At 68.6% G+C, this 14,435-nt stretch carries 11 protein-coding genes; 5 read left to right on the forward strand and 6 right to left on the reverse strand.

Going from position 1 to position 14,435, the window contains the following annotated elements; translation table 11 throughout:
- Nucleotides 1-48: 48 nt before the first annotated feature.
- Nucleotides 49-594, forward strand: coding sequence for a GNAT family N-acetyltransferase (locus MMF96_RS11710; protein ID WP_256883634.1), 546 nt, complete (start codon nucleotides 49-51; stop codon nucleotides 592-594).
- Nucleotides 591-1,874 (forward strand): alpha/beta fold hydrolase, encoded by a 1,284-nt coding sequence (locus MMF96_RS11715; protein ID WP_256883635.1) that lies wholly within the window; start codon nucleotides 591-593, stop codon nucleotides 1,872-1,874. Before MMF96_RS11710 ends, MMF96_RS11715 begins: the two co-directional genes overlap by 4 nt.
- Before the next feature lie 61 nt (nucleotides 1,875-1,935).
- Here MMF96_RS11715 and uvrB read toward each other — a convergent pair whose 3' ends face one another.
- Nucleotides 1,936-4,011 carry an excinuclease ABC subunit UvrB gene (uvrB, locus tag MMF96_RS11720; protein ID WP_256883636.1) on the reverse strand — a complete coding sequence of 692 codons (2,076 nt, stop codon included), beginning with the start codon at nucleotides 4,009-4,011 and terminating at the stop codon, nucleotides 1,936-1,938.
- Nucleotides 4,012-4,146: 135 nt separating this feature from the next.
- Between uvrB and MMF96_RS11725 the strand changes: the two genes are divergently transcribed.
- Nucleotides 4,147-4,515: a DUF4190 domain-containing protein gene (locus tag MMF96_RS11725; protein WP_176617199.1), complete on the forward strand. Its 369-nt coding sequence runs from the start codon at nucleotides 4,147-4,149 to the stop codon at nucleotides 4,513-4,515.
- Here the strand turns inward: MMF96_RS11725 and coaE are convergent.
- Entirely contained in the window at nucleotides 4,512-5,702 is a 1,191-nt protein-coding gene (gene coaE, locus MMF96_RS11730; protein WP_256883637.1) for a dephospho-CoA kinase, read from the reverse strand. The two genes, MMF96_RS11725 and coaE, sit on opposite strands and share 4 nt — an antisense overlap.
- A 23-nt stretch (nucleotides 5,703-5,725) precedes the next feature.
- On the opposite strand from coaE, the gene MMF96_RS11735 reads away from it, so the two are divergent.
- Nucleotides 5,726-6,448, forward strand: a complete 723-nt coding sequence (locus MMF96_RS11735) for a YigZ family protein (RefSeq protein WP_256883638.1) — start codon at nucleotides 5,726-5,728, stop codon at nucleotides 6,446-6,448.
- 120 nt (nucleotides 6,449-6,568) lie between these two features.
- On the opposite strand, the gene rpsA is transcribed toward MMF96_RS11735, so the two are convergent.
- Nucleotides 6,569-8,047: a 30S ribosomal protein S1 gene (gene rpsA, locus MMF96_RS11740; RefSeq protein ID WP_176617202.1), complete on the reverse strand. Its 1,479-nt coding sequence runs from the start codon at nucleotides 8,045-8,047 to the stop codon at nucleotides 6,569-6,571.
- Nucleotides 8,048-8,253: 206 nt separating this feature from the next.
- Here rpsA and MMF96_RS11745 point away from each other — a divergent pair, with 206 nt between their 5' ends.
- Complete coding sequence (locus tag MMF96_RS11745) at nucleotides 8,254-9,006, forward strand: ABC transporter permease (protein WP_256883639.1); 753 nt, start codon at nucleotides 8,254-8,256, stop codon at nucleotides 9,004-9,006.
- Nucleotides 9,007-9,022: 16 nt separating this feature from the next.
- Here MMF96_RS11745 and MMF96_RS11750 read toward each other — a convergent pair whose 3' ends face one another.
- From MMF96_RS11750 to polA, 3 genes are read right to left on the reverse strand one after another with little or no spacing between them, the layout of a single operon-like run.
- A complete protein-coding gene (locus MMF96_RS11750; RefSeq protein ID WP_256883640.1) occupies nucleotides 9,023-10,270 on the reverse strand; it encodes an NAD(P)/FAD-dependent oxidoreductase in 1,248 nt (415 codons plus the stop codon).
- 32 nt (nucleotides 10,271-10,302) lie between these two features.
- The gene (locus MMF96_RS11755; RefSeq protein WP_256883641.1) at nucleotides 10,303-11,649 is read right to left on the reverse strand and encodes a GNAT family N-acetyltransferase; all 1,347 of its coding nucleotides are present in this window, start codon (nucleotides 11,647-11,649) and stop codon (nucleotides 10,303-10,305) included.
- Between the two features lie 47 nt (nucleotides 11,650-11,696).
- Nucleotides 11,697-14,342 (reverse strand): DNA polymerase I, encoded by a 2,646-nt coding sequence (gene polA / locus MMF96_RS11760; protein ID WP_375141430.1) that lies wholly within the window; start codon nucleotides 14,340-14,342, stop codon nucleotides 11,697-11,699.
- Between the last annotated feature and the right edge of the window lie 93 nt (nucleotides 14,343-14,435).

Genomic DNA, 14,435 nt, shown 5'->3' on the forward strand with positions numbered 1-14,435 from the left:
GCGGCAGGGCGCGGCGCAGCGGGCCGCGGCACCCGATAAGCTCATTCCATGAGTTTGATTCGCACAGCCACCCCAGCCGACGTTCCCGCCATCCTGGGCATGATCCATGACCTTGCCGTGTACGAAAAGGAGCCGGACGCCGTGGTCAACACCGCGGAAAGCCTGCACGCGCACCTCTTTGGCGACAACCCCCAGGTATACGCCCACGTGGTGGGGAACCCGGTGGCCGGCGGGCCCATTCTCGGCTTCGCGCTGTGGTTCCTGAACTATTCCACATGGGAAGGCACCCACGGCATCCACCTCGAGGACCTGTATGTACGGCCCGAGGCGCGCGGCGGCGGCCACGGCAAGGCGCTGCTGCAAACGTTGGCGGGGATCGCCGTCGAACGCGGCTACGCCCGGGTCGAGTGGAGCGTGCTGGACTGGAACGAGCCGTCCATCAACTTTTACCGTTCCCTGGGGGCGGTCCCCATGGACGGCTGGCACGTGTTCCGGCTCGACGGCGGCGCCCTGGACTCCTTCGGTGCTGCGGACACCGCGGCCTTGGACAAAGTGGCCGGGGGCGGCCTGGCGGACGCGCAGGCCCGCGCATGAGTGCCGCCGGCAGCTACCTGGTCCGTGGCGCCGCATTGCGCGACCACTGGTTTGACGCACCGCTGGACCATGCCGATCCCTCCGGCCCCTCGATCAGGCTGTTTGCCCGCGAGATCTATGACCCGGCCCTGGAAGCGGCCAACCTGCCCTGGCTGCTGTTCCTGCAGGGCGGCCCGGGTGGGCGGGGCAACCGCCCGCTGGGCCTGACCGGCTGGCTGCGCGAGGCGTCCAAGAACTTCCGGGTGCTCATGCTGGACCAGCGCGGCACCGGCCTGTCCACCCCGGCGTCCCGGCAGACGCTGCCGCTCGTGGGCGGTGCCGCGGCGCAGGCGGACTACCTGGCACATTTCCGCGCCACCGACATCGTGGCCGACGCCGAACTCATCCGGGCCGCGCTGGGCTCGGGCCCGTGGTCCGTCTTCGGCCAGAGCTATGGCGGCTTCTGTGCCCTGACGTACCTGTCCATGGCGCCCGAAGGCCTGAAGGAAGTGCTCATCACGGGCGGGCTGGGGCCGCTGGCGGGCCCGGCCGACCAGGTCTACGAGGCCACGTTCGCCCGGCTCACGGCCCGCAACGCCGAGTACTTTGCCCGCTACCCGCAGGACCGGGCCCAGGTCACCCGGATCATGCGCCATGTGGCCTGCGTTGCGGAATGCCTGCCCACGGGCGAACGCCTCACCCCGGAGCGCGTCCAGATGCTGGGCAACTACTTTGGCGGCAACACGCGCATCGACGCCCTGCACTACCTGCTCGAGGACGCGTTTGTCCCCACCCCTGACGGCGACCGCCTGTCAGACGGATTCCTCGCCCAGGTCTCGGCCCAGGTCAGCCGCGCCGCCAACCCCCTGTACGCCCTGATGCACGAGTCCATCTACGTCCAGGGCGAAGCCAGCAACTGGGCCGCGGCCCGGGTCCTGGCCGCGCACCCGGAATTCCACCCGGATGCGGAGGAACCGCTGCTGACGGGCGAGGCGGTGTACCCGTGGTACTTCGAGCAGGACCCCGCCCTGGCACCGCTGCGCGAGGTGGCCGGGCTGCTGGCGGCCCGCACGGCAGGCTGGGGCCCGCTCTACGACCTGGCGCAGCTGGGCCGCAACACGGTGCCCGCCGCCGCCGCCGTCTACACGGACGACATTTACGTGGACCACGGCATCTCCCTGGCCACGGCCGCCGCCGTGCAGGGCCTGCAGGTGTGGGAAACGTCCGACTTCCACCACGACGGCATTGCCGACGACGGGGAAGGGATTTTCGCCCAGCTGCTGGGCATGGTCCGGGGCTAGCCGAATCTCGTGGTTGCCGCCGGTGCAGGCCCGGGGTGGTCCCAGCCGGCGGGGTCGTTGGTCACGCGTGGCCCGCTTCGCGCATCTGGCGCAATTCCTTCTTCAGCTCGGCGACCTCGTCCCGCAGCCGGGCGGCCAGCTCGAAGTGGAGGTCGCCCGCCGCACCGTGCATCTGGGCCGTGAGGTCCTCGATCAGGTCCACCAGCTCGCCGGCGGGCCGGGCGGCCAGGCCGTCGCGGCGCACTGACTTCTTGGCGGTTTCGCGCTTGGTCCGGGCCTCCTGCAGCAGCGCGGCGGTGTCCGCATCCTCGCGCGCCAGCTGGTCGGTGATGTCGGCGATCTTCTTGCGCAGCGGCTGCGGATCGATGCCGTGCCCGGTGTTGTAGGCGACCTGTATTTCCCGGCGCCGGTTGGTCTCGTCAATGGCGAACTGCATGGAGTCGGTGATGCGGTCCGCATACATGTGCACCTGCCCGGAGACGTTGCGGGCGGCACGGCCGATGGTCTGGATCAGGGATGTCCCGGAGCGCAGGAATCCTTCCTTGTCCGCGTCAAGGATGCTGACCAGCGACACTTCCGGCAGGTCCAGGCCCTCGCGGAGCAGATTGATGCCCACGAGCACGTCAAAGACGCCCATCCGCAGTTCGCGGAGGAGTTCCACCCGGCGAAGGGTGTCGACATCGGAGTGCAGGTACTGGACCTTGATGCCGTTGCCCAGCAGGTAGTCGGTGAGGTCCTCGGCCATGCGCTTGGTGAGCGTGGTGACCAGCACGCGCTCGTTCTTGGCGGACCGCTCCCGGATTTCGCCCAGCAGGTCGTTGATCTGGTCCTTGGACGGCTTGACGATGATTTCCGGGTCGATCAGGCCGGTGGGCCGGATGATCTGCTGCACATAGCCGTCCGACTTCCCCAGCTCATACTTGCCGGGCGTGGCGGAAAGGTAGACGGTCTGGCCGACCCGCTCCAGGAACTCGTCCCACTTCAACGGCCGGTTGTCCATGGCGGAGGGCAGCCGGAAGCCGTGGTCCACCAAGGTGCGCTTGCGGGACATGTCACCTTCGTACATGGCCCCGATCTGGGGGACGGTGACATGGGATTCGTCGATGACGAGCAGGAAGTCGTCGGGGAAGTAGTCCAGCAGGCAGTGCGGCGCGGTGCCCGGCCCGCGGCCGTCGATGTGCCGCGAATAGTTTTCGATGCCGTTGCAGAACCCCATCTGCTCCATCATTTCCAGGTCATAGGTGGTGCGCATGCGCAGCCGCTGGGCCTCCAGCAGCTTGTTTTGGCTCTCCAGTTCCTTGGTCCGGGCGGCCAGCTCCTCCTCGATCGCCCGGGTGGCCCGGGCCATGCGCTCGGGCCCGGCCACGTAGTGCGACGCCGGGAAGACGTACATTTCGGTCTCCTCCCGGATGACCTCGCCGGTCAGCGGGTGGAGGGTGTAGATGTTTTCAATTTCGTCGCCGAAGAACTCAATGCGCAGCGCCTGTTCCTCGTACATGGGAATGATTTCAACGGTGTCCCCGCGTACGCGGAACGTGCCGCGGTGGAAGTCAATGTCGTTGCGGGCATACTGCATGCTGACGAACTTGCGCAGCAGGTGGTCCCGGTTCATGGTGGCGCCGCGGGTCAAGGTGACCATGCCGGAAACATACTCCTCCGGGGTGCCCAGGCCGTAAATGCACGACACCGTCGCCACCACCACCACGTCGCGCCGGGTCAGCAGCGCGTTCGTAGCGGAGTGCCGCAGCCGTTCGACCTCCTCATTGACCGAGGAGTCCTTTTCAATGAACGTGTCCGACTGCGGCACGTACGCTTCCGGCTGGTAGTAGTCGTAATAGGAGACGAAGTATTCCACGGCGTTGTTCGGCAGCAGCTCACGGAACTCATTGGCCAGCTGGGCGGCCAACGTCTTGTTCTGCACCAGGACCAGGGTGGGCCGCTGCACCTGCTCGATGAGCCAGGCCGCGGTGGCGGACTTTCCGGTACCCGTGGCGCCCAGCAGCACGATGTCCTTCTCGCCGTTGGTGATGCGCTCGGTGAGCTCCTTGATGGCCGCCGGCTGGTCGCCGGCCGGCTGGAAGTCGCTAATGACCTCAAACGGGGCAACAACACGGTTAATTTCCTGGGCAAGACTCATGGGGTTAACGCTACTCCGCTTGCGGAGTGGGCAGGACTGCCGAAGAAAGCCATGTTCGAACGGGCCCTCCCCGTGTGAGGATGTATCCATACATCATCGCCACCAGCACCGCCACCACCAAACAATGAGGTCACCATGAGTTCAAACACACCGGAAAATCCCTACGGGGAGTCCGCAGCAAAGTTCACCCGGCCGCAGTGGGCCCAGACGCCGCCCGCCCCGCCGTCGTATGCGCAGGGACCGTACGGCCCCCCAATGGAGGATCCGGGCAAGACACTGGGCATCGTGGGCCTGGTGCTGTGCTTTGTGGTGTCACTGGCCGGCCTGATCGTATCCATCATCGCCAAAAGGAAATCCGCGGCGGCCGGATTCACGAACACGCCGGCCAACGTGGGTGTGATCCTGGGGTGGATCTTCACCATCATCGGCTTCGTTGTCATGGTCTTCTACATCATTGCCGTGGTGCTGCTGCTCAACAACCCGGACGTGGTCAACAGGTATTAGCCCCGGCCCAGCCACCGCACCACCTCGGGCACCGTCGCGGCAAACCACGGCTCCTTCGCCGCGGCATACGCCTCCGTGGTCGCATCCCGGGCGTGCACAGCCGCCAGCCGCCGCTTCAGGGCCGCATAGCGGTCCCGGGCGCCGTCGTCGGCCCGCAGCCAGTCCCGGAAGGCCAGGGCCATGGCCGCACCGGGTGAACCGTCCACGCGGACGTGCAGGTTGACGGGGCGGCCGGGATCGGCCGCGTTGTGGAAGCGCTTCTCCCAGCGCTCCCCCGCCGCCCCGCCGGCGAAGTCATGGCCGGTGTCCCACCAGGCGCCGTCGCGGGCGGGGAAACCGGCGGCCGCCAAAGCTGCCGCCACGCCATCGGCGGCCGCCAGGGACCGGACCCGCAGTTGCAGGTCGATGATGTCCTTCGCCGCGAGGCCCGGCACCGAGGTGGACCCGATGTGGTCCACCCCCACCGACCCATCACCCGCGGCCGCCGCGATGCGTGCGGCCAGCCGGGCAGCCTGGGCCGGCCAGCCCGGATCCGCCGGCACCACGGCCGGCGGCCCGGTCTGCTGTGCGGGAGTCCCGGCCGCCAGGTTGTGCGCGAAGGGCAGCAGCCGCCGCTCCCACAGCAGCCCAAGGGCCGCCAATGCCTTTTCCGGCGGGCCGGAATTGTCCAGCACGACGTCGGCGGCCGCCCTGCGCTGCCCGTCGCCGGCCTGCGCGGCTATCCTGGCCCGGGCGTCTGCCTCCGCCATGCCGCGGTTGGCGGTCATGCGGGCCAGCCGCTGCCCCGCCGGGGCGTCGACCACCACCACCAGGTGGAAGTTGGCGCCCTGCCCCGTCTCCACGAGCAGCGGGAGGTCCTGGACCACAATGGCGCCGGGGCCGGCGTCGTGCTTCAGGGACGCGGCGGCAGCCCGGACCAGCGGGTGGACAATCGCGTTGAGCGCGGCCAGCCGGTCCTTGTCCGCGAAGACGAGGGTACCCAGCGCCGGCCGGTCCAGCGTGCCGTCGGCGGCAAGCACGCCGGTCCCGAACTCCGCCGCGACAGCGGCCAGGCCGGGCGTCCCGGGGGCCACCACGTCCCGCGCCAGCTGGTCGGCATCAATGACCACGGCGCCCAGTTCGCGAAAACGGGCCGAGAGCAGGGATTTTCCGGCGGCGATGCCGCCGGTGAGACCAATCGAAAGCATGCCTCCACACTAGACTGGTTCGGATGAGCCAGACACCTCCCCCGCCGCCGGCGCCGGGCCCCAACAGCTACACGACGCTGGCCGCCGGGGCCGATTTCCGCCACGAGCTCACCATCAAGCGCTCCCGCTTCATCACCGTGCTGCGCCGGGTGGCGGACGAGGAGGAGGCCCGGGCACTGGTGGCCGGCCTGCGGCGCGAGTTTTACGATGCACGCCACCACTGCTCGGCCTTTGTGTTGGGTGCGGACCGCCGGGTGCAGCGCTCCAACGACGACGGCGAGCCCTCCGGCACCGCCGGGCTGCCGATGCTCGATGCCCTGCTGAAGCGGGAAACCCGCCGGTCCCCGGCCGCGACCGCCGCCGACCTCAGTGACGCGTGTGCCGTCGTCGTGCGGTATTTTGGCGGCGTCCTGCTCGGTGCGGGCGGGCTGGGGCGGGCCTACTCGGAGTCCGTCAGCGCCGCCGTGGACCTGGCGCCGCTGGTGCGCCGGGACCGGATGCAATTGTTCACCATCGCCGCCCCGCACGCTGCGGCCGGGCGCCTGGAGAACGAGCTGCGCAGCGCCGGCTACGTGATGACCGGCAACGGCTACGACGCCGTCAACACCCAGGTGGGCCTGGCCATGCCCGACGACGCGGACGTGATTGCCGCGGCGCAGGAGCGTCTGGCGTCCCTGACCGCGGGGCAGGGGACCCTGGCCCCGGCCGGCCTGGACTGGGTGGACACGCCGCTGCCGCGCGGATGACGCGCCGGCACGGGCGCAGTTGTCCCCGGCGTGGCCGCCAGGGGCGTTAAACGGGGCAGGTCCCCCACCCGAAGGTGAAGGACCTGCCCGGCTGTTGCTGCGTGCGAAGCGGGCCGGAAATTAGTTTCCGGTGAGCTTTTCGCGCAGTGCCGCCAGTGCCTCGTCGGAAGCCAGCGTGCCGGCACCGGAGTCGTTGGAGGACGGCTCGGAGGAGTAGCTGGTTCCGGCGGACTCGCCGGCACCACTGCCGTCGGCTGCTGCATCTTCTGCGGCGTGCTCGGCAACCTGCTTCTTGTGTGCTTCCCAGCGGGCCTGGGCGTCAGCGTACTGCTGCTCCCAGACGGCGCGCTGCGTCTCGTAGCCCTCGAGCCATTCGTTGGACTCGGGGTCGAAGCCCTCGGGGTATTTGTAGTTGCCCTCTTCGTCGTACTCGGCAACCATGCCGTACAGGGCCGGGTCGAACTCGGTGGAGTCGATGTCGACGCCCTCGTTGGCCTGCTTGAGGGACAGCGAGATGCGGCGGCGTTCCAGGTCGATGTCGATGACCTTGACGAACAGTTCGTCGCCCACGGAGACAACCTGCTCGGCCAGCTCCACGTGGCGGACGGCCAGCTCGGAGATGTGGACCAGGCCTTCGATGCCGTCTTCGACGCGAACGAACGCACCGAACGGAACCAGCTTGGTGACCTTGCCGGGGACAACCTGGCCCAGCGCGTGCGTGCGGGCGAAGGTCTGCCACGGGTCTTCCTGCGTAGCCTTGAGCGAGAGCGAAACACGCTCGCGGTCCAGGTCCACTTCGAGCACCTCGACGGTGACTTCCTGGCCAACCTCGACAACCTCGGAGGGGTGGTCGATGTGCTTCCAGGACAGCTCGGAAACGTGCACGAGGCCGTCGACGCCGCCCAGGTCCACGAAGGCACCGAAGTTGACGATGGAGGACACGACGCCGGGACGGACCTGGCCCTTTTCCAGCTTGTTGAGGAACGTGGAACGGACCTCGGACTGGGTCTGCTCGAGCCAGGCACGGCGGGACAGGACCACGTTGTTGCGGTTCTTGTCCAGTTCGATGATCTTGGCTTCGATCTGCTGGCCGATGTAGGGAGCCAGGTCGCGCACGCGGCGCATCTCGACGAGCGATGCGGGCAGGAAGCCGCGCAGGCCGATGTCGAGGATAAGACCACCCTTGACCACCTCGATGACGGTACCGGTGACGACGCCGTCTTCTTCCTTGACCTTCTCGATGTCGCCCCAGGCGCGCTCGTACTGTGCGCGCTTCTTGGAGAGGATCAGGCGGCCTTCTTTATCTTCCTTCGTGAGCACCAGGGCTTCGACCTGATCGCCGACGGCGACAACGTCACCGGGGTCAACGTCGTGCTTGATGGACAGCTCACGGGAGGGGATGACACCTTCGGTCTTGTAACCGATGTCGAGCAGGACTTCGTCGCGGTCAACCTTGACAACAACACCTTCGACGAGGTCGCCGTCGTTGAAGTACTTGATGGTTGCGTCCACTGCGGCGAGGAAGTCTTCAGCAGTACCGATGTCGTTGATGGCAACGACAGGGGTGGTACCGGTCTTCTCGGGGGTCGTGATGGTCATGTAGTAGGGGCTCCGATGTGGATAGTTGGCTAAGCCGGACGGGTCCGGCGAATTATTATGGCTGCAGGGTTTCCTGCGGATGGTGCCAGCATGCACGGCGCCGGCGGGGCCCTTGTGGGGCCCAGACCACGCATTACATGCCCATTTAGTCTAGTGGCTGGCGCCAATGAGCGCAAAATGCGGGTGCGGCGGCAATAATGGCGTTTGTGGACCATTCAACCCTTCTCGTCCTGGGCCCGAACGCCTGGGTGCTGCTGGCTGTGCTGCTGGCCCTGGCGGGTGCAATGTGGCGTGTCACGCTGGGCCGGCACCCGGCCCAAATGCTCGTGGCGGGGCTGCGCGCCCTGGTCCAGCTCGCCGCCGTCGCGCTGGTCATTGCGTTCCTGGCCGGACGCGGCGCGTGGGCCTTTGCGTTCGTGGGGCTCATGTTCCTGGTGGGTGTGTGGACCTGCGGACGCCGGGTGGCCCGCACGGGCCGGTGGTGGCTGGCCGCCATCCCCCTGGCCGCGGGGGTGCTGCCCGTGGCCGCATTGATGTTTGCCGCCGGCGTGCTGCCTTTCTCGGCCCTGGCCATCATTGCGGTGCTGGGGCAGCAGATCGGCGGGGCCATGTCCACCGTCACGCTCAGCGGCCGCCGCATTGAGGACGAGCTGGTGGTCCGATGCGGGGAGGTGGAGGCCGCCGTGGCGCTGGGCTTCATGTGGTTTGCCGCCCGGATGATGGTGGGCCGTCCGGTGGCGGGGGAAGCGGTGCTGCCCTCGGTGGACCAGACCCGCACGGCCGGCCTGGTGACCCTGCCGGGGGCCTTTGTAGGCATGATCCTGGGCGGGGCCGCGCCCCTGGACGCCGGGCTGATCCAGCTGCTGGTGCTGATTTCACTCCTGCTGGTCAACTCCACGGCCGCGGCCGCGACACTGTGGCTCAGCTGCCACGGGGCGTGGACACACAGGCCGGCCTGACAACGGCAGTCGCACCCTAGTCCCGGGGGGCTCCCAGCACCACGTGGGAGCGGCTGTGGGTGAGGTAGTCGTCGGCCCAGGAGATGAGCGCGCTGATGCGCTGGCGGTTGCCGGACAGCAGCACCACGTGCACGCCGAGCCAGGCCAGGAACGCCAGCGGGCCCTGCATTTCGATGCGCTTGCGGCCAATCTCGGCCACCGCCGCGCCGCGGCCGATCATGGCCATGTAGCCCTTGTCCCGGTAGGCGAAGGGTTCGCGCTGCCCGCCGGTGAGATCGGCGCGGATGTTGCGGGCAGCCCACTTGCCTGCCTGCTGGGCACAGGAGCCGAGCTGGGGAAGCTTGTCCCCGCGGGCGTCGGTCATGTTCGCCGCATCCCCGAGGACGTAGACGCCCGGCGCGCCCGGCGCGGTCAGGTCCGGGTCGACGTCGATCCGGCCGCCGCGTCCCTGGTCCAGGCCGGACCCGGCGACGACGGCCCCGGCCTTGAGCCCGCCGGCCCACACGGTGATCTGGCTGGGCAGGGAGGTGCCGTCGGCAAAGTCCACCCCGTCAGGTCGGACTTCCGTCACGCCGGAGCCCATCTTGAGCCTGACGCCTGCCTGTTGCAGGTGCCTGGCGGCGTAGGCCTTGTTTTTGTCGGCGAACGCATTCAGCACATTGGGCACCATGTCGACCAGGTGGACGCTGGAGTTGGCCGCGACGCCGTCGGAGTAGTACTTGGGGATCACGTACTTGAAGTTTTCGGCGATGGCGCCGGCGGTCTCCACGCCGGTGGGTCCGCCGCCGACCACCACGACGTGGACTCCCCCGCTGCTGCCGTTGCGCTGGGCTGCGTCGAGGGCGTGGACCATGGCGTTGCCGAGGCGCACGGCATCAGTCACCGAATACAGGGGGTAGGCGTGTTCCTCGGCGCCGGGGGTGTTGAAGTAGTTGGCCGCGGCGCCGGCGGCCAGGACCAGGATCCGGGCGTGGAAGGTGTCCCCGTCAGTGGTGGTGACGGTGTGCGCCTGGACGTCCACGGCGGCCACGTTGGCGGTGAGCACGCTGGCGCTGGGGTAGCGCTGGAACATGCCCCGGAACGTCCGCGTGACGTCCGAGACCCCGATCTGCGCCGTGGCCACCTGGTACAGCAGCGGCTGGAACTGGTGGTAGTTGTTGCGGTCGATCAGCAGCACTTTCACGCCGCTGCGGCCAAGAGCCTTGACGGCGGCCACGCCGGCAAAGCCGCCGCCCACCACGATGACCTCGAATGACTTGTCCATTTACCCACCCTGCCACGCCGGGGCGGCCAAGGCTAGAAGTTTGTCAGGCTGTGGGCGGCAACGGACCGGGCGGTCAGGACGTCAAACCGCGCCGCGGCGCCGGGGGCTTCCTCCCGGATGCGCCCGGCGGCGAGCAGGGTCCGGGCCGTGACGGCGCCCAGGTACAGGCTGGAGAGCTCGCTGACGCCCAGGGACAGCTCCGCCGCCACGGAGCCGTCTTCCGGGCGGCGGGTCACCGTTGCCGTGCCGTGGGCCACCTCGATGGTGAACAGGCCCGAGGCATGCCCCAGCGGGTCGCCGACGTGGAGGGTGATCCTGCCGCCGGCTGCGTAGGGGCGGGCGGCCAGGGCTGCCGGGACGTCGAGGATGCGCAGCCACAGGTGGTCCTCCGTCTGCTTCCGCTGGTAGTCCCGCTTGGCGGCCATGGCCCATTCCAGCGGGTCCACCTCCGGCGCCATGTCCCAGGTGACCCGGTCAATCAGGTCAAGCGAGCCGAGGTAGTTCCACAGCGCCAGGTAGGCGCCCTCCCCCGCCGCCAGCAGGTCCACGATCCTGACCGTGCGCGGGGTGGCCGTTTCATCCGGCCGGTAGCTGACATAGCCGTCCACGGCGCCGGAGGCATCGTAGTGCAGCGCTGCGCGGACGTTCCGGGCCGGCTCCATGGACCCGTAGTTGCCCTGCCCGGAGGCCACGAGGCGGTACATGTCGTGCCTGCCGATGGAACCGAAGGTGGCGGCATGGACGCGGGCGAAGAGTTCGTTGTGGAGGTCCCGCACGGCCAGCACGTCGGCCACCTCCACCGTGCCGTGGGCGGCGGCGGCCGGGTTGTGGAAGGAAATCCCGCCCCGGCTGGCCACCTCCACCGTGCACACGTGCGTGGCCACGCCAAAGCCGAACCTGCCGTAGATCACCGCTTCGGACGCCGTAAGGGCGGCCAGGGGCAGGCCCGCCGCCTTGGCCTGGGCCAGGTCGGAGCTGATCATGGCGCGCAGCAGCCCGCGGCGGCGGTGGCTGGGGCGTACGGTCACGGCCGTGATCTGGTGCACCGGCAGGAGCGTCCCGCCGCCCACGTTGAGGTTCTTGCGGTGGTAGGCGTAGGTGGCCACGGGGTACTCCGGCCCCCAGGCACCCGCCGGGGCCGCTGCGTCGCTGAGGTAGGCGCCCGTGGCCATGCGCCCGTCAACCTGCTCGTGCAATGCATATTTGGCGATGTCCCCCTCGCTGGGAACGTTGCCGTAGAAGCCGAGCGAAACGGCCTGAGTCCACTTCGCCACCTCGTCCGGGACCCCGCCGTCGTCCGCGGGCCGGACGGGGAAGGTGCGCAGTTCGTAGGGAAAGGGCCGCGGGTTGCGGGTGGAGGGTTCGCGTTCCGTGCTCATGGTGGTCCTTTGGTGGAAGGGGCGCAGGGCGGGAGGGGGCTGGGACGTCAGTGCCCGGCGTCGTTCCAGCTGGAGCCGACGCCGACCTGGACTTCCAGGGGCACCAGGAGGTCGGCGGCGGCGCCCATCTGGGCCACCACGAGCGCCTGGACGGCGTCCCGCTCCCCCGGCCAGACTTCCAGCACCAGTTCGTCGTGGACCTGAAGCAGCATGCGCGACTTGAGCTTTTGCTCCTCGAGGCCGCCGGCAACACCCAGCATGGCGTGCTTGATGATGTCCGCCGCCGATCCCTGGATGGGCGAGTTCAGGGCCACGCGTTCGGCCAGCTCACGCAGCTGCCGGTCGGTGCTGGAGAGGTCCGGCAGGTAGCGGCGGCGGCCCTCGATGGTGGACGTGTAGCCGTCAATGCGGGCCTGTTCGACGACGCCGCGCAGGTAGTCGCGCACGCCGCCGAAGCGGTCGAAGTAGTCCTTGACGAGTGTGCGGGCCTCGTCGACGGAGATCTCCAGCTGCTTCGACAGGCCAAAGCTGGTCAGCCCGTAGGCCAGGCCGTAGGACATGGCCTTGACCTTGGCGCGCATGGCGGCGGTGACGTCTGCCGGGGCCACGCCGAACACGTGCGAGCCCACATAGCGGTGCAGGTCCTCGCCCTCCGCGTACGCCTGGATCAGGCCGGCGTCCCCGGAGAGGTGGGCCATGATGCGCATCTCAATCTGGGAGTAGTCCGCCGCGAGCAGGCACTCGTAACCGTCGCCTACCACGAACATGTCCCGCACCCGGCGGCCTTCCTCGCTGCGGACCGGGATGTTCTGCAGGTTGGGGTTGTTGGAGGACAGCCGGCCGGTGGCGGCCACGTTTTGCGCGTACGTGGTGTGGATGCGGCCGTCGTCGGCCACGGACTTTTTCAGCGTCTCCACCATCTGGCGCAGCTTGGATGCCTCGCGGTGCGCCATGAGCTGGGCCAGGAACTCGTGCCCGGTCCTTTCCAGCAGGGCCTTCAGGGAGGCGGCATCGGTGGTGTAGCCGGTCTTGATCTTTTTGGTCTTCGGCAGGCCGAGTTCTTCAAAGAGGACCTGTTGGAGCTGCTTGGGTGAGCCGAGGTTGACTTCGTGGCCGATGGCCTCGAAGGCGGCGGCCTGGGCTGCGTCCATGGCGGCGGTGAGGTCGGCCATGAGCGCGTCCAGGCGCTCCCGGGAAATCTCGATGCCGGTCAGTTCCATTTTTGCCAGGACGGCGGCCAGCGGCAGCTCGAGGTCGGCCAGCAGGTGGTCGGCGCCACGCTCGGTCAGCATGGGGGCGAAATGTTCGCTCAGGAGCAGGGCCACGTAGCCGCGCTGCACGGCGTCGGCGAACTTGGCGTCTTCCTCCAGGCCCAGGTCCAGCTGGCCGGCGTCGGTGGGGCCGGCCGTGGCAAAGGTGACCTTCAGGTGGACCTGGCTCAGGTCCGGCAGGTCATAGCTGCGGCGGTCCGGCTGGATCAGGTAGCCGGAGAGGGAGGTGTCGTCCACGACGCCGCCCAGTGACAGCCCGCGCGGGGCCAGGGCCTTCAGCGCCTCCTTGTATTCGTGGACCACCTTGGGCGCGTCCGAGGTCAGCCAGGCGGCCAGTTCCCCCTCGAGGGCCTCGTCCGCCGTGCCCAGTTCGACGACGGCGGCCGAGTCCGTACGCACGAGGGCCACCGCGACGGCCTCGGTCATGAGCGCAACGCGCTGCGCCAGCACGTCCACGGCGGTGGGCGGCGGGGGCACGGAACCCTGGTGCCCGGCGTCGAGCCAGGCCTTGAGCGCCGCAGCGTCCGTGACGACCTGGTGGGCGGGCACCTCGTGGCCCTCGCCGTCGTCGACCTGCTCCTCCTCGCCGAAGAGGTCGAACAGCCGCTTGCGCAGGGTGTTGAACTGGAGGGCATCGAAAAGTTCCTCCACGGCCTCGCGGTCCGGGCTGCGAAGCACGGTGTCCTCCAGCGCGACGGGTAGTTCCATGTCGCGCAGCAGGTGGTTCAGGCGGCGGTTGCGCCTGACGTCGTCAACGTGTGCGCGCAGCGATTCACCCACCTTGCCGCCAATGGAGTCCAGGTTTCCCAGGATGCCTTCCAGTCCGCCGTACTGCTTGATCCACTTGGCCGCGGTCTTGGGGCCGACGCCGGGCACGCCGGGGAGGTTGTCGGCCGTTTCACCGACCAGTGCGGCCAGGTCGGAGTAGCGGTTGGGCGGCACGAGGTACTTGGCTTCCACGGCGGCCGCGTCCATGGGCGGGATGTCGGAGATGCCCTTTTTGGGGTAGAGCACCAGCACCTTGTCGGTGATGAGCTGGAAGGCGTCGCGGTCGCCGGAGACCACCAGCACATCCCAGCCGGCCGCCTCACCCTGGGCGGAGAGGGTGGCGATGATGTCATCGGCCTCGAAGCCGTCCACGGAAATGGTGGGGATGTTCATGGCGGCCATGACCTTGATGATCAGGTCAACCTGGCCGTGGAACTCCTCCGGCGTCTTGTTGCGCCCGCCCTTGTACTCGGTGTACTCGAGCGAGCGGAAGGTGGGGGTGTCCAGGTCGAAGGCGACCACCACGTGCGTGGGCTTTTGCTGGCGGATCATGGTCAGCAGCATGGACGTGAAGCCGTGGACGGCGTTGGTGTGCTGGCCGGTGTCCGTGGCAAAGTTTTCCGGCGGCAGGGCATAGAACGCACGGAAGGCCATGGAATGGCCGTCGATCACCAGCAGGCGGGGCTCCCCGCCGGATGCAGCGGCAGCGGGGGCAGGTGTTTTGGGGGCCGTCTTGGCAGATTGAGT

This window comes from Arthrobacter sp. STN4 (genome assembly GCF_024539665.1).
In the GTDB taxonomy this organism is placed as follows: Bacteria; Actinomycetota; Actinomycetes; order Actinomycetales; family Micrococcaceae; genus Specibacter.

Coding starts and splice junctions, on each gene's coding strand:
- coaE (WP_256883637.1), bottom strand. CDS start 5,702: ATGCTTTCGATTGGTCTCACCGGCGGCATCGCCGCCGGAAAATCCCTG.
- MMF96_RS11750 (WP_256883640.1), bottom strand. CDS start 10,270: ATGGACAAGTCATTCGAGGTCATCGTGGTGGGCGGCGGCTTTGCCGGC.
- MMF96_RS11715 (WP_256883635.1), top strand. CDS start 591: ATGAGTGCCGCCGGCAGCTACCTGGTCCGTGGCGCCGCATTGCGCGAC.
- MMF96_RS11735 (WP_256883638.1), top strand. CDS start 5,726: ATGAGCCAGACACCTCCCCCGCCGCCGGCGCCGGGCCCCAACAGCTAC.
- rpsA (WP_176617202.1), bottom strand. CDS start 8,047: ATGACCATCACGACCCCCGAGAAGACCGGTACCACCCCTGTCGTTGCC.
- MMF96_RS11755 (WP_256883641.1), bottom strand. CDS start 11,649: ATGAGCACGGAACGCGAACCCTCCACCCGCAACCCGCGGCCCTTTCCC.
- MMF96_RS11725 (WP_176617199.1), top strand. CDS start 4,147: ATGAGTTCAAACACACCGGAAAATCCCTACGGGGAGTCCGCAGCAAAG.
- polA (WP_375141430.1), bottom strand. CDS start 14,342: ATGGCCTTCCGTGCGTTCTATGCCCTGCCGCCGGAAAACTTTGCCACG.
- uvrB (WP_256883636.1), bottom strand. CDS start 4,011: ATGAGTCTTGCCCAGGAAATTAACCGTGTTGTTGCCCCGTTTGAGGTC.
- MMF96_RS11710 (WP_256883634.1), top strand. CDS start 49: ATGAGTTTGATTCGCACAGCCACCCCAGCCGACGTTCCCGCCATCCTG.